Below are 22,494 nucleotides of genomic sequence, written 5' to 3' on the forward strand. Positions count from 1 at the left end.
CGTTAGTCAGGTTGCTCGAGTGATTTGATGTAGTCGTATATCGCCAATTGTGACTGAACCTTACGGCGGTTTCCGCGCGGTACGTAGCGATTACTGAGTTCTTTATCGATGAAGCGAGCCTTCACCGTGTCGCTGAACAGGATATCGATAATATCCAGCACCCGTTGCTTAAGACGCGGGTCCAGCAGCGGTGTGGCGACTTCGATGCGATAGTCGATATTCCTGGTCATCCAGTCTGCGGAGGAGAGGTATACCTGCTTGTCGCCACCGTTTTCGAAGATATAAACCCGGTCGTGTTCAAGGTAGCGGTCAACTATGCTTATCACGCGAATATTGTCGCTAATGCCTTCCAGATTCGGAATCAAAGAGCACATACCGCGAATCAATAAATTGACTGGCACGCCTGAGCTTGAGGCCGCATAGAGACGATCAACCAGGCCTTTATCGACCAGGTTATTCAGTTTTAGGGTGATACCGGAAGGCTGTCCTTGCTGCGCGTTGGCGATTTCTTTGTCAATCATCGCGTACAGTAAACGGCGCGAGTTCTGCGGAGAAACCAGCAGATAATCGAACGTCACCGGACGATACGGGTTCTCGATGAAGTTGAACACCCGACGAACCTCGTTGGTAATGCGTGAGTCGGCGGTAAGTAACGAGTAGTCGGTATAGAGACGCGCCGTTTTTTCGTTGAAGTTCCCCGTCCCGATATGTGCATAGCGCACAACTTCATCACCTTCTTTACGCGAGATAAGGAACAATTTGGCGTGAATTTTCAGGCCCGGCGCGGAGAAGATGACGTGAACGCCAGCCTCGGTAAGACGCTTGGCCCAATGAATGTTGGCTTCTTCATCAAAGCGAGCCTGCAACTCCACCACCACGGTGACTTTCTTACCGTTGTGCGCAGCATGGATCATCGAATCAATGATGCGCGAGTCTTTGGCCACACGGTAGATGTTGATTTTTATCGCCAGCACGCTCGGGTCGAAAGAGGCCTGGCGCAACAGTTCAAGAACGTGCTCAAAAGTGTGATACGGATAATATAGCAGCACGTCGCGTTCGCGAACGGCGTCAAAGCCGTTACGAAACTTCTCGTTATCGAACCAGATATGGCGCAAACGCGGTAGCGGTTTGTTCACCAGGTTAGCTTTGCCAACGTTGGGGAAATTAATAAAGTCTTTGAAGTTATGGTAACGCCCGCCAGGAACAATCGAGTCGTAGCGAGAAATCGTCAGCTTTTCACGCAGTACCTCGACCAGCGCATTGGGCATGTCGCGCTGATAGACAAAACGTACAGGCTCTGCGGTCAGACGCTGTTTCAGACTGGACGACATCAGCTCCATCAGGCTCGATTCCATCTCGTGCACCAAATCGTATTCGGCGTCGCGAGTCATTTTCATCGAATAGGCGTTCAGCGCATCGTAATCAAAGAACCCTTTGAAAATGTCGTCAAGGCAGTAGCGTAAGATGTTGTCCAGCAGGATCATCGGTTTGCGACGGCGCGGGGTTTCCGGCGGTAGATTCACAAAACGGGGAACCTTGTCGGAAGGGATTTCCAGCAGCGCGTAGCGGATCGTATCGCCGCGGATAATTTCCACCGCCAGATAGGTGTAGTCATCTTTCAGAAACTGAACTAAATCCGTCTCGCGGTTGATCAGGATCGGTGTAATGTGCTGGCGAAGATATTGTTTGAAGTAGTGGCGTAACCAGCTCTGTTGATTGACCGACAACTGACGTTCATTGATAAGGAAAATCTGGTTGCGCGCCATCTCCAGCAGCAACTCGTTGTACAGGCCGTCAAATTCCTGATCGGCTTTTAATACGCGGGCCTGGATTTTACCTAACAGATGGCGGGAGTGAGAGTTTGAACCCTGTTCTTCGCTAATAATGATTCGGCGCTTCAGTTCGGCAAAACGAACCTTATAAAACTCGTCGAGATTATTGGAATAGATGCCTAAGAAACGCATCCGTTCGATCAACGGGTTTGACTTATCAGCAGCTTCCTGGAGTACACGTTCGTTGAACGCTAACCAACTGAGTTCTTTCTCGATGTATAGCTTTTCCTGACCCATTACCACTTTTACTCCGTTTCATTCACGGGACACTACCGATTTATTATGGCGAGCATTGCTCTCAGATGTCCAACAGTGCCAGAAAAATATGACAATAAACCGTCTGATAGCAAAGAGAAAGGGGGAGCGTAGATGAATACCGGAGATGTTAACCGGAAAAGGTATTTATGCCTGTAAACCGGATGATGAGATCCGGTTTACAGGTTGATTTTATTATTCGTCGGCGGCGTAGCCTTGTGGCGGCAGACGAACGCCGTCCAGCCATGCTGCGTTATCACGCATCTTCAGGCGACCATCAGTAAACCAGCTTACCACCAGCGGGTAAATGGTATGTTCCTGGGCCTGGACTCGTGCCGTGACATCATCTTCGCTGTCGCCTTCAAATACCGGAACCTTGGCCTGGAGAATAACCGGTCCGCCGTCCAGTTCATCGGTGACGAAATGGACGGAGGTGCCATGCTCTTCATCGCCGTTTTCCAGAACCTGACGGTGCGTGTGCAGGCCAGGATACTTCGGCAATAAAGACGGGTGGATATTCAGCAATCGTTCAGAATAGTGAGCAACAAACGCCGGACTTAGAATGCGCATATAACCGGCCAGCACCACGACATCGGGGGTATAAGCGTCGATCTCTTGTATCAGTTGCTGGTCGAATGCTTCGCGACTGGCAAACTGGGCGGCTTCCAGCGAGTGTGCAGGAATATTCGCTTCGCGTGCGCGCTCAAGGCCGAACGCATCGGCCTTGTTACTGAATACTGCACGTATGGTGCCATTGATTTTATTCTGTTCGCAGGCAGCTATTATCGCCTGCAAATTGCTTCCGTTGCCGGAAATGAGCACCACAATGTTTTTCATTCAATGACCACACGCTGTTCGGAATCAGAAGCTTTGATGATACCGATTTTCCATGCGTTTTCACCTTTCTCATTGAGCAAAGCAAGGGCTTTGTCCACTTCAGAAGCTGGCAGGGCGATAACCATGCCTACGCCGCAGTTAAAGGTGCGATACATCTCATGCTGGCTGACGTTACCCGCCGTTTGCAGCCAGTTGAAGACGGCTGGCCACTGCCATGAAGATTCGTCGATCACAGCCTGCGTGTTGTCTGGCAGAACGCGTGGAATATTTTCCCAGAAACCACCGCCGGTCAGGTGGGCAATGGCATGCACATCAACCTTCTCAATCAATTCCAGAATGGATTTGACATAAATGCGGGTCGGGGCCAGTAAGTGATCGGCCAGCGGCTTGCCTTCAAGCTCGGTGGTTTCCGGGTCACAACCGCTGACTTCAACAATTTTGCGCACCAGAGAGTAGCCGTTGGAGTGCGGACCGCTGGAGCCGAGTGCAATCAGTACGTCGCCGTCAGCCACTTTTGAACCGTCGATGATCTCTGATTTTTCGACGACGCCAACGCAGAAGCCTGCCACGTCGTAATCTTCGCCGTGGTACATCCCCGGCATTTCAGCCGTTTCCCCGCCGACAAGCGCACAGCCAGACTGCAGACAGCCTTCGGCAATACCGTTAATGACGCTGGCTGCGGTATCCACATCCAGTTTGCCGGTAGCATAGTAGTCGAGGAAAAACAGCGGCTCAGCGCCCTGAACCACGAGGTCGTTGACGCACATTGCAACGAGGTCAATGCCGATAGTGTCGTGGCGTTTCAGATCCATCGCCAGACGCAGTTTTGTGCCGACGCCATCAGTGCCGGAAACCAGTACCGGTTCACGATATTTTTGCGGCAATGCGCACAGCGCACCGAAGCCACCCAGACCACCCATAACTTCCGGACGACGAGTTTTCTTTACTACGCCTTTGATTCGATCAACCAGAGCATTACCTGCATCAATATCAACACCGGCATCTTTGTAGCTAAGAGAGGTTTTATCGGTCACTGCCTGCTTCCCCACATGTTTACTTGCAGTAAAAGTTAAATTCGGCGCAATTCTAACAGGGAAAGCAAACGTTTGCGAGCCTGCTCTGCATCAAGTTTTATGTGCTGATTTTTTCAGCATTTTACAATCATTTATCTATTTGTTTGAACTGCGCCACGAAAATGAAACCGGGTACAGTCTTGTGCTTGAAACCTGTCTGCTGAATACACAGTATCGTACTGAAACCGGTTTCTGTTTTCTGTTGCGGACTTCATCAACAGCGTTTTGCACAGAGTAATCACGATAGGGGAAGGGTATGTCAGGATTTAAAGCAGATTTCATGTGGGGTGGTGCCGTAGCCGCTCATCAACTGGAAGGTGGCTGGCAGGAAGGTGGAAAAGGAATTAGCGTTGCCGATGTCATGACGGCGGGGGCGCATGGCGTGGCGCGTGAAATCACTGACGGTGTGATTGCCGGTAAAAACTACCCTAACCACGACGCCATCGATTTTTATCACCGCTATAAAGACGACATTAAACTGTTTGCCGAAATGGGGTTTAAATGTTTTCGTACTTCGATTGCCTGGACGCGTATTTTCCCTTTAGGCGACGAAGCGCAACCCAATGAGGCTGGCCTGCAGTTCTATGATGACCTGTTTGACGAATGCCTGAAATATGGCATTGAACCGGTGATTACGTTGTCGCATTTCGAGATGCCATACCATCTGGTGACGGAATATGGCGGCTGGCGCAACCGCAAACTTATCGATTTCTTTGTCCGTTTTGCCGCAGTGGTTTTTACCCGTTACCAGCACAAAGTGAAGTACTGGATGACGTTTAATGAAATTAACAACCAGGCAAATTATCACGAAGACTTCGCGCCTTTTACTAACTCTGGCCTGAAATACCAGCCCGGTGAAGACCGCGAGCCGGTTATGTACCAGGCGGCGCACTATGAACTGGTGGCAAGCGCACTGGCGGTAAAGGCTGCGCGTGAGATTAACCCGGCATTGCAGATAGGGTGCATGATTGCCATGTGTCCTATCTATCCACTGACCTGCGCGCCGGACGATATGATGATGGCGATGAACGCCATGCACCGGCGTTACTGGTTTACCGATGTCCATGTGCGCGGCAAATACCCGCAGCATCTTCTCAACTACTTTGCCCGGCGTGGCTTTGATCTTGATATCACCGAGGAAGACCGTCAGGCGCTGACCGAGGGTTGTGTCGATTACATCGGCTTTAGCTACTATATGTCTTTCGCAACGCAGGCCACGGCAGACAACCCACAGCTGGACTACGACGAGTCGAAAAGCCTGGTTTCCAACCCGTACGTGCAGAAATCGGACTGGGGCTGGCAGATTGATCCCGTTGGTCTGCGCTATTCGCTGAACTGGTTCTGGGATCATTACCAACTGCCGCTGTTTATCGTCGAAAACGGCTTTGGTGCGATTGACGTGCAGCAGGCCGACGGCTCGGTAGATGATTCCTATCGTATTGACTATATGGCCGCACATATCAGCGAAATGAAAAAAGCGGTAGTGGAAGATGGCGTGGACCTGATGGGCTATACCCCGTGGGGCTGCATTGATTTAGTCTCGGCCGGGACGGGGGAGATGAAAAAACGCTACGGCTTTATCTATGTTGATAAAAATAATGACGGAAGCGGAACGTTAGCACGCTCGCCGAAGAAATCTTTTTCATGGTATCAAAACGTTATCCAGACCAATGCTGAATATCTATAAAATTCATAGTATTGACAGCCAGCCCCGCCAATAATGCGGGGCTTGTTTTATACTCATCATCCAGACGCAAACGACTTTGGTTGATCCATATCAAGCGTATCCAGTGTTGCGCCAGAGACGAAAAGCGGTATAATCCGGCGATTTTTTTGTGGTTGCCACTCGTCTGAGGAAAGGAGAAGAGTATGAAGATCGTGGAAGTCAAACACCCACTCGTCAAACACAAGCTGGGACTGATGCGTGAAAACGACATCAGCACTAAACGCTTTCGTGAACTCGCCTCGGAAGTTGGCAGCCTGCTGACTTATGAAGCAACCGCTGGTCTGGAAACCGAAAAGGTGACCATTGAAGGCTGGAACGGTCCGGTTGAAGTTGACCAAATCAAAGGTAAAAAAATCACCGTTGTGCCAATCCTGCGTGCGGGCCTGGGCATGATGGAAGGCGTACTGGAAAACGTTCCGAGCGCGCGTATCAGCGTGGTTGGTATGTACCGTAACGAAGAAACGCTGGAGCCGGTTCCGTACTTCCAGAAGCTGGTATCTAACATCGATGAGCGTATGGCGCTGATCGTTGACCCGATGCTGGCAACCGGCGGTTCCGTTATCGCCACCATCGACCTGCTGAAAAATGCAGGCTGCACCAGCATTAAAGTGCTGGTCCTGGTTGCGGCACCGGAAGGTATCGCGGCACTGGAAAAAGCGCACCCGGATGTTGAGCTGTACACGGCCTCCATCGATCAGGGGTTGAACGAGCACGGATACATTATTCCGGGGCTCGGCGATGCCGGCGATAAGATTTTTGGTACCAAGTAAACGAATAAGTGAAAAGAAGCCGACTTTAAGAGTCGGCTTTTTTTTGAATATAACAACCCAAGGCTAATAACAAACAACACTCAGAGGAAAACACTATGACGCGCCGTGCTATCGGGGTGAGTGAAAGACCGCCGCTTTTACAGACAATCCCGCTTAGTTTGCAGCACCTGTTCGCCATGTTTGGCGCAACGGTACTGGTGCCAGTCCTGTTCCACATCAACCCGGCTACCGTTCTGCTGTTTAACGGCATTGGTACGTTGCTGTATCTCTTTATCTGTAAAGGTAAAATTCCTGCGTATCTGGGTTCCAGCTTCGCATTTATTTCCCCGGTACTGCTGTTGCTGCCGTTAGGGTATGAAGTGGCGCTGGGTGGTTTCATTATGTGCGGCGTTCTGTTCTGCCTGGTTTCTTTCATCGTTAAGAAAGCAGGAACCGGCTGGCTGGATGTCATGTTCCCTCCTGCGGCGATGGGAGCAATCGTTGCCGTCATCGGTCTGGAGCTGGCTGGCGTCGCTGCGGGCATGGCGGGGTTACTGCCAGCAGAGGGGCAATTACCGGATTCAAAAACCATCATCATCTCAATGGTGACGCTGGCGGTTACGGTATTTGGCTCTGTACTGTTCCGCGGTTTTATGGCGATTATCCCGATTCTGATTGGGGTGCTGGCCGGCTACGCGCTCTCCTTCGTGATGGGGGTCGTGGACACCACGCCGATTGCGCAGGCCCACTGGTTTGCTCTGCCAACGTTCTACACGCCGCGCTTTGAATGGGTTGCCATTCTGACCATCCTGCCGGCGGCGCTGGTGGTCATCGCTGAACACGTTGGACACCTGGTGGTAACGGCGAATATCGTGAAAAAAGATTTGATTCGCGATCCTGGCCTGCATCGTTCTATGTTTGCCAACGGCCTGTCTACGGTTATCTCTGGTTTCTTCGGCTCTACGCCGAACACCACGTACGGCGAAAACATTGGCGTAATGGCGATTACCCGTGTTTACAGTACCTGGGTTATCGGCGGCGCGGCAATTTTTGCCATTCTGCTCTCCTGTGTGGGCAAACTGGCTGCGGCGATCCAAATCATTCCACTGCCGGTCATGGGTGGCGTATCGCTGCTGCTGTACGGCGTGATTGGTGCTTCTGGTATTCGCGTACTGATCGAGTCAAAAGTTGACTACAACAAAGCGCAAAACCTGATCCTGACCTCGGTTATTTTGATCATCGGCGTGAGTGGTGCGAAAGTTCACATTGGCGCCGCTGAGCTGAAAGGCATGGCGCTGGCGACCATTGTTGGCGTTTGTCTGAGCCTGATTTTCAAAGTTATCAGCCTGCTGCGTCCGGAAGAAGTCGTGCTTGACGCGGAAGATGCCGACAGTACGCAACAGTAAATCTCTTACCGGGTGGCGATGCTGCCCGGTTCTATCACGACGTATTTCTGTGTTAAACTCAACGCGATTTTATGAAATCCTGGGTTGAGGTATCTCTGAACACACCGGCACAGCTCTCTTTGCCACTTTATCTTCCTGACGACGAAACTTTCGCAAGTTTCTGGCCGGGGGATAACTCCTCTTTACTGGCTGCACTGCAAAACGTGCTGCGTCAGGACCATAGCGGGTATATTTATCTCTGGTCGCGTGAAGGCGCTGGCCGTAGTCATTTGCTGCATGCAGCCTGTGCGGAACTGTCCGCGCGCGGCGATGCGGTAGGCTATGTGCCGCTCGACAAGCGTACCTGGTTCGTCCCCGAGGTGCTCGACGGTATGGAGCATTTATCGCTGGTATGCATCGATAACATCGAATGTGTGGCCGGGGATTCACTGTGGGAAATGGCGATCTTTGATCTCTACAACCGCATCCTGGAGTCGGGGAAAACGCGTCTGCTGATCACCGGCGATCGCCCGCCAAGACAGCTGAATCTGGGGTTGCCGGATCTCGCCTCGCGCCTGGACTGGGGACAAATCTACAAGCTGCAGCCGCTTTCCGATGAAGATAAGCTGCAGGCGTTGCAATTACGCGCCAGACTTCGTGGGTTTGAACTGCCGGAAGATGTGGGACGCTTCCTGCTCAAGCGTCTGGATCGAGAAATGCGTACGCTGTTTATGACGTTGGATCAGCTTGATCATGCATCGATCACCGCCCAGCGTAAGCTGACCATTCCATTCGTAAAAGAGATACTGAAGCTGTAAGCGCCGCAGCCGAAGAGACTGCGGCAGGTTTCAGGTTAACCGATGATTTCCAGTACCTGCTCCGGCGGGCGTCCAATTCGCGCCTGGCCTTTGGCAACCACAATCGGGCGCTCCATCAATTTCGGGTTTTCCACCATTGCCTGAATCAGCGCATCTTCACTCAGATTTACGTCCGCCAGATTAAGTGACTTATAGAGATCTTCTTTCTGGCGCATCAGCTCGCGCGCGCTGGACATGCCCAGCATCTGCAGCAATTCACGCAGGGTTGTGGCGTCAGCCGGGGTTTCCAGATACAACACCACTTCCGGGTCCACACCGTTAGACTTCAGTAACTCCAGCGTTTCACGGCTCTTGGAGCAGCGTGGGTTATGGTAGATTTTAATCGCGTCTGACATGACTTCTCCTTGCATAACAATCCTGCCGGATGGCGACCAAAAGACCTTATCTGGCCTACATATCGCCATCCGGCAAGGGTTCGATAATTACATTTTCGTATACGGTTTAAAGCGCTCTTGCAGTTGGCGTAGCTGGTCGATACGGGCATCGTATCTGGCCTGCTGCTGGCTACCCAGCTTGACTTGTGAGCTTGCGCTGCTGAGCATCGAAATCGCCTGATCCAGACGTCCTGCGAGGGCATATCCTTCCGCGCGGGCTGCCAGTTCCTGATCACGGTTGTTCAGGTTGGCTTCCGTTTGCGCTAACAGATCCCAGCCGTTAGGGTCGTCCTTATGGTTAAACGTATAGCGATTCAGGATGGTCGCCGCCTCTTTGGCTTGCCCGGCCTGTAAATACGCATTTGCCAGGTTGAGCTGCAGTACCGGGTTGGTGCGCAGGTCGCGGGCGTTTTTCAACCGATTAATGGCATCGCTGGTTTTCTTCTGGCCGAGATCGATATCCGTTGCCAGGTCGAGATACCAGGCATTGTTAGCATCTGCCGCCAGCAGTGGTTGCAGTGCTTTACGTGCCTCGTCATATTTACTGGCCTCCATTGCCTGCAATGCCCGGCCATACTGCGCCGCACGTTGCTCACGTATGTTGCCTTTTGACCAGTTACTCAGCAGGTCATCGGTCAGCTGGTTGCGACCAGAGTTGTACATGCCTAAGGTGCGTGCCTTGGCCAGATAAAAATCTTCTGAAGACTGGACGACAGCCGGACGCATTTGGTTGGCGCGGTTACGGGCATCCGACAGACGGCTTTCTGGCAGGGGGTGAGTCAGCAAAATTTCTGGTGGACGCGAAGAGTAACGGGCCTGATCGAGCAATTTTTCCAGAAACGTCGGCATGGCCTGGGGATCGAATCCCGAGCGTTGCAGTACCTGAATACCGATGCGGTCTGCTTCCTGTTCGTTTTGCTGCGTAAAGCTAATCATCCCCTGACGTGTACCCGCCAGCGTACCGGTCAGCGCCGCCATACCCGCCTGCGGGCTGGCCATCGCCAATAAAATTGACCCTAACGCACCCACCCACGTTAGCGGCGCGCTGCGTTTCTGGTCTTCCATTGCACGCGCCAGGTGACGCTGCGTAACGTGGGAAATTTCGTGCGCCATAACCGATGCCAGTTGGCTTTCGTTATCGGAATAGCGGAACAGTGCGGAGTGCAAAACAACGTTGCCGCCAAAGAAAGCAAAGGCGTTGATTTCATCGTTGTTAATCAAAAAGAAGGTGAAGGGCGTTTTTACCGAGTCGGCGTGCGAGACCAGACGCATCCCCAGCGCATTAATGTATTGCGTCAGCAACGGATCGTTAATTAATGGCGCACTGCCGCGCAGCTGGCGTACATAATAATCGCCCATCTGCATTTCCTGTCCTATGGAAAGCGTACTCCCTGCCGAGGTTCCCATATCAGGCAGGGTGTCCGCGGTTTCGGCAAATGCGGGCGCAACCTGACCGATGGTCAGTGCAGCAATGAGGGTAGCAACCAGGTTTTTTTTCAACTGCCTGAACATAACCTCTGTCCTGTATTCTTTTTTGAGATAGCCATTTGACCAATGCCGTGAAGTTTCGTTCACACTCCGCAAGCTTAGGGAGTGTAACTGCGAAACCTGACGATGAACACCCAGGAAAAATGACTTTTCACTTTGCGTAATCCGCTATAAAAAGCGAAGTCTTTTTTGTGACATTTCGATACAATTCGGGATCGCAATCCCGCTATTGGATTCATGGAAGGGTTTTATGCTCGAAATGTTGATGCAATGGTATCGCCGCCGCTTTAGCGACCCCGAAGCCATCGCCTTGCTGATTATTCTGGTTGCCGGTTTTGGCATCCTGTTCTTTTTTAGCGGTCTTTTGGCGCCGCTGCTGGTCGCCATTGTGCTGGCGTACCTGCTCGAATGGCCGACAGTACGGCTGGAACATATTGGTTGTTCACGGCGTTGGGCGACATCGATTGTGTTGGTGGTGTTTGTCGGTATTTTGCTGCTGATGGCGTTTGTGGTAATGCCCGTTGCATGGCAACAGGGGATCTACCTGATCCGCGATATGCCCGGCATGCTCAATAAATTGTCTGATTTTGCCGCCACCTTACCGCGGCGTTATCCGGCGCTGATGGATGCGGGCATTATTGATGCGATGGCGGAGAATATGCGCTCGCGAATGCTCACCATGGGCGATTCGGTGGTGAAATATTCGCTAGCTTCACTGGTCGGATTGCTGACGCTGGCGGTCTATCTGATTCTCGTCCCGTTGATGGTGTTCTTCCTGATCAAAGATAAAGGACAAATGCTGAACGCTGTGCGTCGGGTGCTGCCGCGTAATCGCGGACTGGCGGGGCAGGTGTGGAAAGAGATGAACCAGCAAATCACCAACTATATCCGCGGCAAGGTGCTGGAAATGGTGGTGGTTGGCGTGGCGACCTGGCTCGGCTTCCTGCTGTTTGGCCTCAACTATTCGCTGCTGCTGGCGGTGCTGGTAGGCTTCTCCGTGCTGATCCCGTATATCGGCGCTTTCGTGGTCACTATTCCGGTGGTCGGTGTGGCATTGTTCCAGTTCGGGCTTGGCACCGAGTTCTGGAGCTGTTTTGCCGTATACCTGATAATCCAGGCGCTGGACGGTAATTTGCTGGTGCCGGTGCTGTTCTCCGAGGCGGTAAATCTGCATCCGCTGGTGATTATTCTCTCAGTGGTGATATTCGGCGGCCTGTGGGGATTCTGGGGCGTATTCTTTGCGATTCCTCTGGCGACGTTAATCAAAGCGGTAATGCATGCCTGGCCGGATGGTCAGGTCGTTGATGAACCCTAATCTGTTTGCTCCGGCGATGCAATGTCGCCGGAGCCGAACTTGTCTGACCTCTATCCACACATTCTGAATAATCTCCTCTGGTGTCGTTTTTCTCTGCGTTTGTCTTTAACTTGACCCGCGTGATGTCTTTAAGTCACGCAAGGAATAAGGCCAACAGGAGAACAAAATGGGTCACAACACACACACGCAGCAGAAGGTGGAATGGGGCGGTTATCTCGCTTTTTTTATTACTATTATTCTTTTTTCCGGCATGTTTGCGAAAAGTACCGAATGGTGGCGAGTCTTTGATTTCACCGTTCTCAACGGTGCGTTTGGGCAGATTAATGCGGCGGGGGACACGGCGGTCTCTTTTCGCGGCACGGGCGGTATGGGCGCAAAAGACGGCTTCTTATTCGCGCTTGAGCTGGCGCCTTCCGTCATTCTTTCACTCGGGATAATTTCCGTCACCGAAGGGCTGGGAGGGTTGCGTGCGGCACAGCAACTGATGACGCCAGTCCTGCGCCCGTTACTCGGTATTCCGGGTATTTGCTCGCTGGCGCTGATTGCGAATTTGCAAAATACCGATGCTGCGGCAGGGATGACTAAAGAAATGGCGGAAGAGGGCATTATCACTGAACAGGAACGTGCCATTTTTGCCTGCTGGCAAACCAGCGGCAGTGCGTGTATTACCAACTATTTTTCTTCGGGTGCCGCGTTGTTTACGATGGTTACCGTTCCGGTGATTACGCCGCTGGCGGTGATCCTTGTCTTCAAATTTGTGGGTGCGAACCTGCTGCGTTTGTGGATTGCGCAGCTGGAAAATCGCCGTACGCAGCAGGAGGCGTGAGATGACAACGCAAGTACGTAAAAACGTCATGGATATGTTTATCGATGGCGCACGGCGCGGATTCACTATTGCAACAACCAGCCTGTTGCCTAACGTGGTAATGGCGTTTGTGATTATTCAGGCGCTGAAGGTGACGGGACTGCTCGAGATTGTCGGGCGGGTATGTGAGCCGGTAATGGCGCTGTGGGGACTGCCGGGGGAATCTGCTACCGTACTGCTGGCGGCGGTGATGAGTATGGGAGGCGGCGTCGGTGTTTGCGCCAGCCTGGTTGTCGCCGGTACGCTTTCGGGACATGATGCTACGGTGCTGTTACCGGCTATCTACCTGATGGGCAATCCGGTGCAAAATGTGGGACGCTGTCTGGGTACCGCGGGAGTCCATCCCCGTTATTACCCGCTTATTATTGCGGTATGCGTAATTAATGCGCTGCTCTCTATTTGGGTTATGCAGGTTATTGCCTGACAAGGAAGGTTATGAACTGTTCCATTCTTAATTTGACGTTGTTCCTGCAGGGACACGTGTACGCGCCGGAAGATTTAGGACGCCAGGATATACTGGTGTCTGACAGCAAAATTGTTGCCATCGCGCCGTCGATTTCCCCTGACGATTTTCCTGGCTGCGAGTGTATCAATCTTAACGGTGCGATTGTGTGCCCAGGATTTATCGATCAACACGTCCATCTGATTGGCGGCGGTGGAGAAGCGGGGCCGCACACCCGCACGCCGGAAGTGCGCTTGTCGCGGCTGGTTGAAGCTGGCGTCACCTCGGTGGTGGGATTGCTGGGGACAGATGGTATTACCCGTCACCCTGAATCGCTGCTGGCGAAAACCCGCGCGCTGGAATTTGAAGGCATCAGCGCATGGATGCTGACCGGGGCGTATTCTCTGCCTTCTCCGACCATCACCGGCAGTATCGATCGCGATGTGGCGCTGATCGATAAAATCATTGGCGTGAAATGTGCTGTTTCGGACCATCGTTCTTCAGCCCCGGACACCTCGGCGCTGGCAAACATGGCGGCGCAGTCGCGCGTTGGCGGATTGTTAGGGCACAAGCCGGGGATTAGCGTCTTCCATATGGGCGACAGCCCGCGCATGCTGGAGCCGTTGCATCAGATCCTCGACAGCTGCGATGTACCGATTACCAAGCTGCTGCCCACACACGTCAATCGTGCGGAACCGCTGTTTCAGTCGGCGCTGGAGTATGCCCGCAAAGGCGGTTATATCGACATTACCAGCAGCATTGATGAACCCGTCGACCCGGCCACGGCTATCGCCACGGCGCTACGCCAGAACGTGCCGCTGTCGCGTATTACCTTGAGTTCGGATGGCAACGGTAGCCAGCCGGAATTTGATGACTACGGTAATCTTACCGGCATCGGTGTCGCAGGGTTTGAATCACTGGCTGAAACAGTGCGCCAGTTGGTGAAGGTTCATGCCATACCGCTGGAACTGGCGCTGTGTCCGCTGACGCGAACGGTCGCAGAATTTTTGGGACTGGAGCATAAAGGGCGTCTGGCGGTGGGATGCGATGCCGACATTCTGGTGCTCAATGATGCGCTTGAAGTTCATCACCTGTGGGCGAAGGGAAAAGTCGTCGTCAGAGAGAAAAAAGCCTGTGTAAAAGGGACGTTTGAATAAACGACGTTGATGCCGGATGGCGGCGTAAACGCCTTATCCGGCTACGGAGTTATGCGGATGGTGGCCTGATAAGACGCGTGGCGTCACCATCAGGCGCTATCCGGCAAAATGTAAATCAGGCGTTCTCTTTCAGCCAGTTCATTACCACGTCGTGGTGGTTGCTGGTTTTGAAGTCATCAAACACATGCTCAATTTTCCCTTCAGCATCAATCAGGAAGCTGATGCGGTGGATGCCATCATAGGTTTTGCCCATAAATGACTTCTCACCCCAGACGCCGAACTGCTCGCAAACCTGGTGATCTTCGTCGGACAGGAGCGTGAAGTTAAGGACTTCTTTCTCCGCGAATCGGGAAAGCTTCTCTGGTTTATCGGTGCTGATTCCCAGCACTTCAACACCTGCTTTTTTTAACTCATCCATGTTATCGCGCAGGCCGCAGGCCTGTACGGTACAGCCGGGTGTCATGGCTTTCGGGTAAAAATAAACCAGAACACGCTGTCCCTGGAAGTCGGTTAAATTTACTTGTTCTCCGTCTTGATCCGGCAAGCTAAATTTCGGTGCGATATCACCGGCTTTCAGTGGGTTCATTACTTAACTCCATCCTGTTCATCATGCTGTGAGTAATTGACGACGTTAATACTGCCTTGCGCATTGAGTTCTGTACAGAGTGCTTTAAACGCATCTTCAATATTTGCCGAATCATGTGACGCAGGACTATGTGCGGTAATTTGAATAAACAGCTGTGCCGCCTTTTCGTTCTCAGCCGGTTGCGTGCGTGAAACCAGTTCCGCAATATTCATTTGGTGGCTGTCAAACAGGGCGGTAAAGCGTTCAATCAAATGCGGAGAATCAGGAACATCGACCTGCACCCATACCGTAGCGGGCATCGCCGGACGGGGGCGTGCGGTCGTGCGCTTCATCACAATCAGTAAATCCAGCTCTGCACCTTTCAACGGCAAGGTTGATTCAATTAGGGTTATGGCATTCCAGGTGCCCGACAGCAACATGATAAACGTGAACTCGTCACCCAGCATGGCCAGTCGGCTGTCTTCGATATTACAGCCGCAACTGCTGACATGACGTGTGATGGTGTTCACAATTCCCGGGCGGTCAGCACCCAGCGCAGTAATGACCAGATAGTGTTGCGATGACGATGTCAAACCTGTTCTTCCTTTGAGCGGTGAGGTAATCATAAGGAAAGCATAAAAAAAACATGCATACAACAATCAGAACGGCTCTGGTCGCTTGCTTTTATTGTCGTACCAAACGTACCATTGAGACACTTGTTTGCACAGAGGATGGCCCATGTTCACGGGAAGTATTGTCGCGCTTGTTACGCCGATGGATGAGAAAGGTAAAGTCTGCCGGTCGAGCCTGAAAAAACTGATTGATTATCATGTCGCCAGCGGCACCTCGGCGATCGTTTCGGTTGGCACCACCGGTGAGTCTGCCACCCTGAGTCATGATGAGCATGGCGATGTGGTGATGATGACCCTGGAGCTGGCCGACGGGCGTATTCCGGTGATTGCCGGAACCGGCGCTAATGCGACCGCGGAAGCCATTAGTCTGACGCAGCGTTTCAACGACAGTGGTGTTGTCGGCTGCCTGACGGTGACGCCTTACTACAACCGCCCAACCCAGGAAGGTTTGTTCCAGCATTTCAAAGCCATCGCTGAACATACTGACCTGCCGCAAATTCTGTATAATGTACCGTCCCGTACCGGCTGCGATATGTTGCCGGAAACCGTTGGTCGCCTGGCGAAAGTAAAAAATATTATCGCTATTAAAGAGGCCACGGGGAACTTAAGTCGCGTTCACCAGATCAAAGAGCTGGTTTCAGACGACTTTATTCTGCTCAGTGGTGATGACGCGACCGGACTGGATTTTATGCAGCTCGGTGGTCATGGTGTGATTTCCGTGACGTCTAACGTTGCGGCACGCGATATGGCCGAAATGTGCAAACTGGCGGCAGCCGGGAACTTTGCCGAGGCGCGGGTGATTAACCAGCGTCTGATGCCGTTACACAACAAACTATTTGTCGAACCCAATCCTATCCCAGTGAAATGGGCGTGTAAGGAGTTGGGACTTGTGGCGACCGATACGCTACGTCTGCCGATGACGCCAATCACGGATAATGCTCGTGAAATCGTCAAAGCGGCGCTTAAGCATGCCGGTTTGCTGTAAAGTTTAGGGAGATTTGATGGCTTACTCAGTACAAAAGTCGCGCCTGGCCAAGGTTGCGGGTGTTTCGCTTGTTATGTTGCTCGCGGCCTGTAGTTCTGACTCGCGTTATAAGCGCCAGGTGAGCGGTGATGAATCCTATCTGGAGGCCGCACCGCTTGCTGAGCTTCACGCTCCAGCTGGGATGATTCTGCCGGTTATGTCGGGTGACTATAATATCCCGGTCACCAACGGCAGCGGTGCCGTTGGTAAAGCGCTGGACATTCGCCCGCCGGCTCAGCCGTTAGCATTAGTCACCGGCGCTCGCACTCAGATCGCGGGTGATACGTCGACATTGCTGGTGGAAAATGGTCGTGGCAACACGCTGTGGCCACAGGTCGTTAGCGTCATTCAGTCTAAAAACTACACGATCACCAAACGTGATGATGCCAGCCAGACGTTGACCACCGACTGGGTTAACTGGAACCGTCTGGATGAAGACGAGCAGTACCGTGGACGTTATCAAATCTCGGTTAAACCGCAGGGTTATCAGCAAGCGGTAACGGTGAAACTGATTAACCTCGAGCAGGCGGGTAAACCCGTAGCTGATCCAGCATCAATGCAGCGTTACAGCGCTGAGATGATAAACGTTATCTCCGCAGGTCTGGATAAGAACGCCACTGATGCCGCGAATGCCGCGCAGAACCGCTCTGCCGCCACCATGGATGTTCAGAGTGCTGCCGATGACACCGGTTTACCGATGCTGGTGGTACGTGGACCGTTCAACGTGGTATGGCAGCGTCTGCCGGCAGCGCTTGAGAAAGTGGGGATGAAAGTGACCGACAGCACCCGTTCTCAGGGCAGCATCGCCGTGACCTACAAACCACTGTCTGATAGTAACTGGCAGGAGCTGGGCGCAAGCGATCCGGGTCTGGTATCCGGCGACTATAAACTGCAGGTCGGTGATTTAGACAACCGCAGTAGCTTGCAGTTTATCGATCCGAAGGGGCATACCCTGACGCAAAGCCAGAACGACGCGCTGGTCGCCGTCTTCCAGGCAGCGTTCAGTAAGTAAAAATAAAGGGCTGGATAACTCCAGCCCTTTTTTTCTGATATGATACGCAAACGTGTGCGTCGGCAGAAAAACGCAATATTTATCGTTAATTCACACCCAGGAGTAATAAAGATGCAAAAGCAAGCTGAGTTGTATCGTGGTAAAGCGAAGACCGTATACAGCACGGAAAACCCGGACCTGTTGGTGCTCGAATTCCGCAATGATACGTCAGCAGGGGATGGCGCGCGCATTGAACAGTTTGATCGTAAAGGCATGGTGAACAACAAGTTCAACCATTTCATTATGATTAAACTGCAAGAAGCGGGCATTCCTACCCAGATGGAGCGACTGCTTTCCGATACTGAATGTCTGGTGAAAAAACTGGAGATGGTACCGGTTGAATGTGTGGTTCGTAACCGCGCAGCAGGCTCCCTGGTTAAGCGTTTAGGCGTTGAGGAAGGTATTGAACTGAATCCGCCGCTGTTTGATCTGTTCCTGAAAAACGATGCTATGCACGATCCAATGATTAACGATTCCTATTGTGAAACTTTTGGTTGGGTGAGCAAAGAGAATCTGGCGCGTATGAAAGAGCTGACCTACAAAGCCAACGACGTGCTGAAAAAGATGTTTGATGATGCCGGTCTGATTCTGGTCGACTTCAAACTTGAGTTTGGTTTGTATAAAGGTGAAGTGGTCCTGGGCGATGAGTTCTCACCGGACGGTAGCCGTCTGTGGGACAAAGAAACGCTGGATAAAATGGACAAAGATCGCTTCCGCCAGAGCCTGGGCGGCCTGATCGAAGCCTATGAAGCCGTCGCGCATCGTCTGGGTGTGAAGTTAGACTAACCCTCCCCTGAGCCGGCGATCGCTCTCCGGCTCATCAATCCCGCCGATTTTGATTACTGTTTCTTATGGTAATCCTGTTCCGAACCGCCTACGATCATCATCATAATGAATAAAAAGTTGAGGTGATTATGCGCTGGCAAGGGCGTCGTGAAAGTGACAATGTGGAAGACAGACGAAATAGCTCCGGTGGCGGCCCTTCTATAGGCGGCCCTGGTTTTCGTTTGCCCAGTGGTAAAGGCGGCATCATCCTGCTGATTGTGGTGCTGGTGGCGGGATATTATGGCGTGGATCTCACCGGATTAATGACCGGCCAGCCAGTTTCCCAACAGCAATCATCACACTCCATCAGCCCAAATGATGATGAAGCAGCAAAATTTACCTCGGTGATTCTGGCCACCACGGAAGATACCTGGGGGCAGCAGTTTGAAAAAATGGGCCGGACCTACCAACAGCCGAAGCTGGTAATGTATCGCGGAGCGACGCGTACCGGCTGTGGCGCAGGTCAGTCGGTGATGGGGCCGTTTTACTGCCCGGCGGATGGTACCGTGTATATCGACCTCTCATTTTATGATGACATGAAAAATAAGCTGGGCGCCGATGGTGATTTTGCTCAGGGCTATGTTATCGCCCATGAAGTGGGCCACCACGTGCAGAAACTGCTGGGTATTGAACCGAAAGTTCGCCAGATGCAGCAGAATGCCTCACAGGCTGAGGTGAACCGTCTTTCCGTACGTATGGAACTGCAGGCGGACTGCTTTGCCGGCGTCTGGGGCAACAGTATGCAGCAGCAGGGCGTGCTGGAGTCCGGCGACCTGGCTGAAGCGCTGAACGCCGCTCAGGCTATTGGCGACGATCGCCTGCAGCAGCAGGGACAAGGACGCGTTGTGCCGGACAGCTTTACCCACGGCACTTCTGAGCAGCGGCTTAGCTGGTTCAAACGCGGTTTTGACAGCGGCGATCCGGGACAATGTAATACTTTTGGTAAAGGCATTTAAGCTACTGAGGCAGGGATGTCTGATAACACGGCGCTGAGCGCGTTAACCGAACAGATGGCCCGCGAAGGGATCCGTCGTCTGCTGATTATCAGTGGTGAGGGGAACTGGTGTCAGGAGCGGGCTTTAGCGCTACGCGACACGTTACCCGGCGACTGGTTATGGGTGGGCGCACAAGCCCCTGCTGAGCCGAACTGTACGCCACAGGCGCTGCAAACATTATTAGGCCGCGAGTTTCGTCATGCGGTTTTTGACGCCGGGCAGGGATTTGACGCTGCGGCGTTTGCCGCCTTAAGCGGAACGCTGATCGCCGGGAGCTGGCTGGTTTTGCTGACTCCCCCCTGGCATACCTGGCACACGCATCCGGACGTGGATTCACTGCGCTGGAGCGACTGTGCTGAACCTATCCCAACACCACACTTTGTTGAACATGTCAAACGGGTGATTTCCCGTGACGGACAGGCTCTGCACTGGCAGCAGCATCACGCAGTTTCCAGCCCGTGTTTTCCTGTTCGTGCAGTCTGGCACGCGGCAACCGGTGATCCTCAGCCTGAACAGGCGATGATTTTAACCCAGTTGCTGGATATGCCTCCCGGCGTGGCTGCGGTCACAGCTGCACGTGGCCGGGGCAAATCGGCTCTGGCAGGGCAACTGATAGCACGTATCAACGGGACCGCGATTGTCACCGCGCCTGCTAAAGCGGCAACGGATGTGCTGGCGCAATTTGCCGCAGAGCGTTACCGCTTTATGGCCCCGGATGCGCTGTTAAGCAGTTCTGCAACCGCAGACTGGCTGGTTGTGGATGAAGCTGCCGCGATCCCCGCGCCGCTGCTGCACCAACTGGTTGCGCGTTTCCCTCGTACGCTGTTAACCACCACCATACAGGGCTACGAGGGAACCGGCAGAGGCTTTTTGCTGAAATTCTGCGCCCGCTTTCCCCATCTTCGACGCTATGAGTTGCAACAACCCGTGCGCTGGGCGCAGGGATGTCCGCTGGAGAAAATCGTCAGCGATGTGCTGGTGTTTGACGACGAAACCTTTGCGCATGCCCCCTTGGGGGAGCTTAACTTCTCGGCATTTGATCAACTCTCATGGCAGACAAACCCGGCGCTGCCGTTAGCGGTATATCAGCTACTTTCCGGTGCGCATTATCGCACCTCGCCACTGGATCTGCGGCGAATGATGGACGCGCCGGGTCAGCATTTTCTTCAGGCTTCGGCTGCTGACTCGGTGGCGGGCGCCGTCTGGCTGGTCGACGAGGGGGGATTATCCGCAGAATTAAGCCAGGCCGTCTGGGCCGGATATCGCCGACCAAGAGGAAATTTGGTTGCGCAGTCACTGGCGGCGCACGGCGGAGACCCATTGGCAGCGACGCTCGTCGGGCGGCGGGTCAGTCGAATTGCGGTTCATCCCGCACGTCAAAGAGAAGGTATTGGGCAACAGCTGATTCTGCAGGCCCGGCACTATTGCACGCAGTGCGACTATCTGTCCGTCAGCTTTGGTTATACGGCTGAATTATGGCGTTTCTGGCAGCGCTGCGGTTTTGTCCTGGTACGGATGGGTAATCATCGGGAAGCCAGCAGCGGCTGTTATACCGCTATGGCGGTGCTGCCCATCAGCGAAGCGGGAAAATGCCTTGCCCGGCGGGCGCACCTGCGCCTGCGACGGGATGCGGAGATTCTTGCTCAGTGGAACGCAGAGCGCATTCCGCTGGTACCGCTGAAAGAGACTACGCTTAATGAGGATGACTGGGGTGAGCTGGCTGGGTTTGCCTTCGCGCATCGACCATTACTTACATCATTAGGTTGTCTGAGTCGTTTGCTTGAGCACAGCGAGTTGCCTCTTCCGGCATTACGCGGGCGTATACAGGCTCAACGCAGCGATGCTGAATTGTGCCAACAGCTGAAAATATCGGGTCGCAAAGCGCTGTTGGCAGTTCAGCGCGCCGAGGCGGCGCAGGCCTTAAAACAGCTGGATGCTGAACGTGAACAACGGCTACATAATCGCATTATGCAATGGCAATTTTTTCACTGACTTCTTCAATTTCCTGGCATGGTCATTGCGGTTAAGCGGCGTAGAATGATTCTCATCAGTTAAGGAGATCGCCATGAAACATGACCATTTTGTTGTTCAAAGTCCCGATAAACCCGCTCAACAGCTCTTGTTGCTGTTTCATGGCGTCGGCGATAACCCGGTTGCCATGGGCGAAATTGGCTCCTGGTTTGCGCCGCTGTTTCCAGATGCGCTAATCGTCAGCATTGGCGGGGCAGAGCCTTATGGTACAACTTCCGGGCGTCAGTGGTTTTCTGTACAGGGGATAACGGAAGAGAACCGCCAGGCGCGTATTGACGCGATTATGCCGGTCTTTATCGAAACCGTTCGCTACTGGCAGAAGCAAAGCGGCGTTTCGCCTCAGGCGACCGCGCTGATTGGTTTTTCTCAGGGCTCGATTATGTCGCTTGAGAGTATTAAAGCCGAGCCTGGGCTGGCGTCGCGGGTCATCGCCTTTAATGGTCGCTATGCCACGTTGCCGGAGGTTGCAACTACCGCGACGACGGTGCATTTGATTCACGGCGGTGAAGACCGGGTGATTGAGTTATCTCATGCCGTTGCCGCGCAGGAGGCGTTAATACGCGCCGGTGGGGATGTGACGCTGGATATCGTCGAAAATCTGGGGCACGCCATTGATGAATGCAGTATGCAGTTTGCGCTCGACCACCTGCGTTTTACCGTACCGAAGCACTACTTTGATGAAGCGCTGAGCGGCGGTAAGCCTCACGATGATGATGTGATTGAGATGATTTAACCCGCAGGCCGGATGGCGATGTGAAACCGCCATTCGGCCTGCGTTGGCTTATTTCTTCGGTTGATCCTTGTTTGGCCAATCGTCGTCGTCATCCCATTTATCGTTAAAATCACGATGCGGGGGAAGCTCCGGCTTATTGGCAAGAAATTTCTTGTGGTCGACGCGCTTGAGATCTTTAATCACGTTCAGCAATACGCCTACCAGAAACACCAACACCAGAATCCACCAGTATTTTGCCAGCCAGTCCATGCTCATTTCCTCT

The 22,494-nt window shown here is 53.0% G+C and carries 22 protein-coding genes; 14 read left to right on the forward strand and 8 right to left on the reverse strand.

Annotated features, from left to right (window positions below):
- Positions 1-2: 2 nt before the first annotated feature.
- The 3 genes from ppk1 to purM form a co-directional block, all read right to left on the reverse strand.
- Positions 3-2,069, reverse strand: a complete 2,067-nt coding sequence (gene ppk1, locus HV237_RS07030) for a polyphosphate kinase 1 (protein ID WP_003835119.1) — start codon at positions 2,067-2,069, stop codon at positions 3-5.
- A 213-nt stretch (positions 2,070-2,282) separates the two neighbouring features.
- A complete protein-coding gene (purN, locus tag HV237_RS07035; protein ID WP_047358230.1) occupies positions 2,283-2,924 on the reverse strand; it encodes a phosphoribosylglycinamide formyltransferase in 642 nt (213 codons plus the stop codon).
- Positions 2,921-3,958 (reverse strand): phosphoribosylformylglycinamidine cyclo-ligase, encoded by a 1,038-nt coding sequence (gene purM / locus HV237_RS07040; protein ID WP_019077369.1) that lies wholly within the window; start codon positions 3,956-3,958, stop codon positions 2,921-2,923. The genes purN and purM overlap by 4 nt, the downstream gene beginning before the upstream one ends.
- A gap of 295 nt (positions 3,959-4,253) precedes the next feature.
- On the opposite strand from purM, the gene HV237_RS07045 reads away from it, so the two are divergent.
- From HV237_RS07045 to HV237_RS07060, 4 genes are all read left to right on the forward strand, one after another.
- Positions 4,254-5,684, forward strand: coding sequence for a 6-phospho-beta-glucosidase (locus HV237_RS07045; RefSeq protein ID WP_047358229.1), 1,431 nt, complete (start codon positions 4,254-4,256; stop codon positions 5,682-5,684).
- A gap of 182 nt (positions 5,685-5,866) precedes the next feature.
- The gene (gene upp, locus HV237_RS07050; protein ID WP_003835110.1) at positions 5,867-6,493 is read left to right on the forward strand and encodes a uracil phosphoribosyltransferase; all 627 of its coding nucleotides are present in this window, start codon (positions 5,867-5,869) and stop codon (positions 6,491-6,493) included.
- Positions 6,494-6,588: 95 nt separating this feature from the next.
- Entirely contained in the window at positions 6,589-7,878 is a 1,290-nt protein-coding gene (gene uraA / locus HV237_RS07055; protein ID WP_047358228.1) for a uracil permease, read from the forward strand.
- Between the two features lie 95 nt (positions 7,879-7,973).
- Positions 7,974-8,675 carry a DnaA inactivator Hda gene (locus HV237_RS07060; protein ID WP_200049399.1) on the forward strand — a complete coding sequence of 234 codons (702 nt, stop codon included), beginning with the start codon at positions 7,974-7,976 and terminating at the stop codon, positions 8,673-8,675.
- Between the two features lie 35 nt (positions 8,676-8,710).
- Here HV237_RS07060 and arsC read toward each other — a convergent pair whose 3' ends face one another.
- Together arsC and bepA are read right to left on the reverse strand one after the other, a co-directional pair.
- The gene (gene arsC / locus HV237_RS07065) at positions 8,711-9,070 is read right to left on the reverse strand and encodes an arsenate reductase (glutaredoxin) (protein WP_046275209.1); all 360 of its coding nucleotides are present in this window, start codon (positions 9,068-9,070) and stop codon (positions 8,711-8,713) included.
- A gap of 87 nt (positions 9,071-9,157) precedes the next feature.
- Positions 9,158-10,621: a beta-barrel assembly-enhancing protease gene (bepA, locus tag HV237_RS07070; protein ID WP_016157117.1), complete on the reverse strand. Its 1,464-nt coding sequence runs from the start codon at positions 10,619-10,621 to the stop codon at positions 9,158-9,160.
- A 226-nt stretch (positions 10,622-10,847) separates the two neighbouring features.
- Between bepA and HV237_RS07075 the strand changes: the two genes are divergently transcribed.
- The 4 genes from HV237_RS07075 to iadA all read left to right on the forward strand — a co-directional run bounded on the left by HV237_RS07075 (position 10,848) and on the right by iadA (position 14,376).
- Positions 10,848-11,912, forward strand: a complete 1,065-nt coding sequence (locus tag HV237_RS07075; protein ID WP_016153975.1) for an AI-2E family transporter — start codon at positions 10,848-10,850, stop codon at positions 11,910-11,912.
- 166 nt (positions 11,913-12,078) lie between these two features.
- A complete protein-coding gene (locus HV237_RS07080) occupies positions 12,079-12,738 on the forward strand; it encodes a nucleoside recognition domain-containing protein (RefSeq protein WP_019077365.1) in 660 nt (219 codons plus the stop codon).
- 1 nt (position 12,739) lies between these two features.
- Entirely contained in the window at positions 12,740-13,201 is a 462-nt protein-coding gene (locus tag HV237_RS07085; protein WP_003037948.1) for a YjiG family protein, read from the forward strand.
- Positions 13,202-13,212: 11 nt separating this feature from the next.
- On the forward strand, positions 13,213-14,376 hold the full coding sequence (gene iadA / locus HV237_RS07090; protein ID WP_047358227.1) for a beta-aspartyl-peptidase: 1,164 nt from the start codon (positions 13,213-13,215) through the stop codon (positions 14,374-14,376).
- Positions 14,377-14,491: 115 nt separating this feature from the next.
- On the opposite strand, the gene bcp is transcribed toward iadA, so the two are convergent.
- The gene (bcp, locus tag HV237_RS07095) at positions 14,492-14,962 is read right to left on the reverse strand and encodes a thioredoxin-dependent thiol peroxidase (protein ID WP_003835095.1); all 471 of its coding nucleotides are present in this window, start codon (positions 14,960-14,962) and stop codon (positions 14,492-14,494) included.
- Positions 14,962-15,534 (reverse strand): glycine cleavage system transcriptional repressor, encoded by a 573-nt coding sequence (locus tag HV237_RS07100; protein WP_019077363.1) that lies wholly within the window; start codon positions 15,532-15,534, stop codon positions 14,962-14,964. Before HV237_RS07100 ends, bcp begins: the two co-directional genes overlap by 1 nt.
- Before the next feature lie 145 nt (positions 15,535-15,679).
- Between HV237_RS07100 and dapA the strand changes: the two genes are divergently transcribed.
- The 6 genes from dapA to ypfH all read left to right on the forward strand — a co-directional run bounded on the left by dapA (position 15,680) and on the right by ypfH (position 22,232).
- Positions 15,680-16,558, forward strand: a complete 879-nt coding sequence (dapA, locus tag HV237_RS07105) for a 4-hydroxy-tetrahydrodipicolinate synthase (protein ID WP_016153972.1) — start codon at positions 15,680-15,682, stop codon at positions 16,556-16,558.
- 16 nt (positions 16,559-16,574) lie between these two features.
- The gene (gene bamC / locus HV237_RS07110) at positions 16,575-17,609 is read left to right on the forward strand and encodes an outer membrane protein assembly factor BamC (protein ID WP_047358226.1); all 1,035 of its coding nucleotides are present in this window, start codon (positions 16,575-16,577) and stop codon (positions 17,607-17,609) included.
- A 111-nt stretch (positions 17,610-17,720) separates the two neighbouring features.
- Entirely contained in the window at positions 17,721-18,434 is a 714-nt protein-coding gene (gene purC / locus HV237_RS07115; RefSeq protein ID WP_047358225.1) for a phosphoribosylaminoimidazolesuccinocarboxamide synthase, read from the forward strand.
- Positions 18,435-18,562: 128 nt separating this feature from the next.
- A complete protein-coding gene (locus HV237_RS07120; protein ID WP_016153970.1) occupies positions 18,563-19,429 on the forward strand; it encodes a neutral zinc metallopeptidase in 867 nt (288 codons plus the stop codon).
- 15 nt (positions 19,430-19,444) lie between these two features.
- Positions 19,445-21,460, forward strand: a complete 2,016-nt coding sequence (locus tag HV237_RS07125) for a GNAT family N-acetyltransferase (RefSeq protein ID WP_047358224.1) — start codon at positions 19,445-19,447, stop codon at positions 21,458-21,460.
- A gap of 73 nt (positions 21,461-21,533) precedes the next feature.
- On the forward strand, positions 21,534-22,232 hold the full coding sequence (gene ypfH / locus HV237_RS07130) for an esterase (protein WP_047358223.1): 699 nt from the start codon (positions 21,534-21,536) through the stop codon (positions 22,230-22,232).
- A gap of 48 nt (positions 22,233-22,280) precedes the next feature.
- Here the strand turns inward: ypfH and HV237_RS07135 are convergent, their stop codons facing one another.
- The gene (locus HV237_RS07135; RefSeq protein ID WP_003835080.1) at positions 22,281-22,481 is read right to left on the reverse strand and encodes a YpfN family protein; all 201 of its coding nucleotides are present in this window, start codon (positions 22,479-22,481) and stop codon (positions 22,281-22,283) included.
- Positions 22,482-22,494: the final 13 nt, after the last annotated feature.

Origin of the sequence: Citrobacter sp. RHBSTW-00570 (assembly GCF_013739755.1) — a bacterium.
Taxonomy (GTDB): domain Bacteria; phylum Pseudomonadota; class Gammaproteobacteria; order Enterobacterales; family Enterobacteriaceae; genus Citrobacter; species Citrobacter braakii.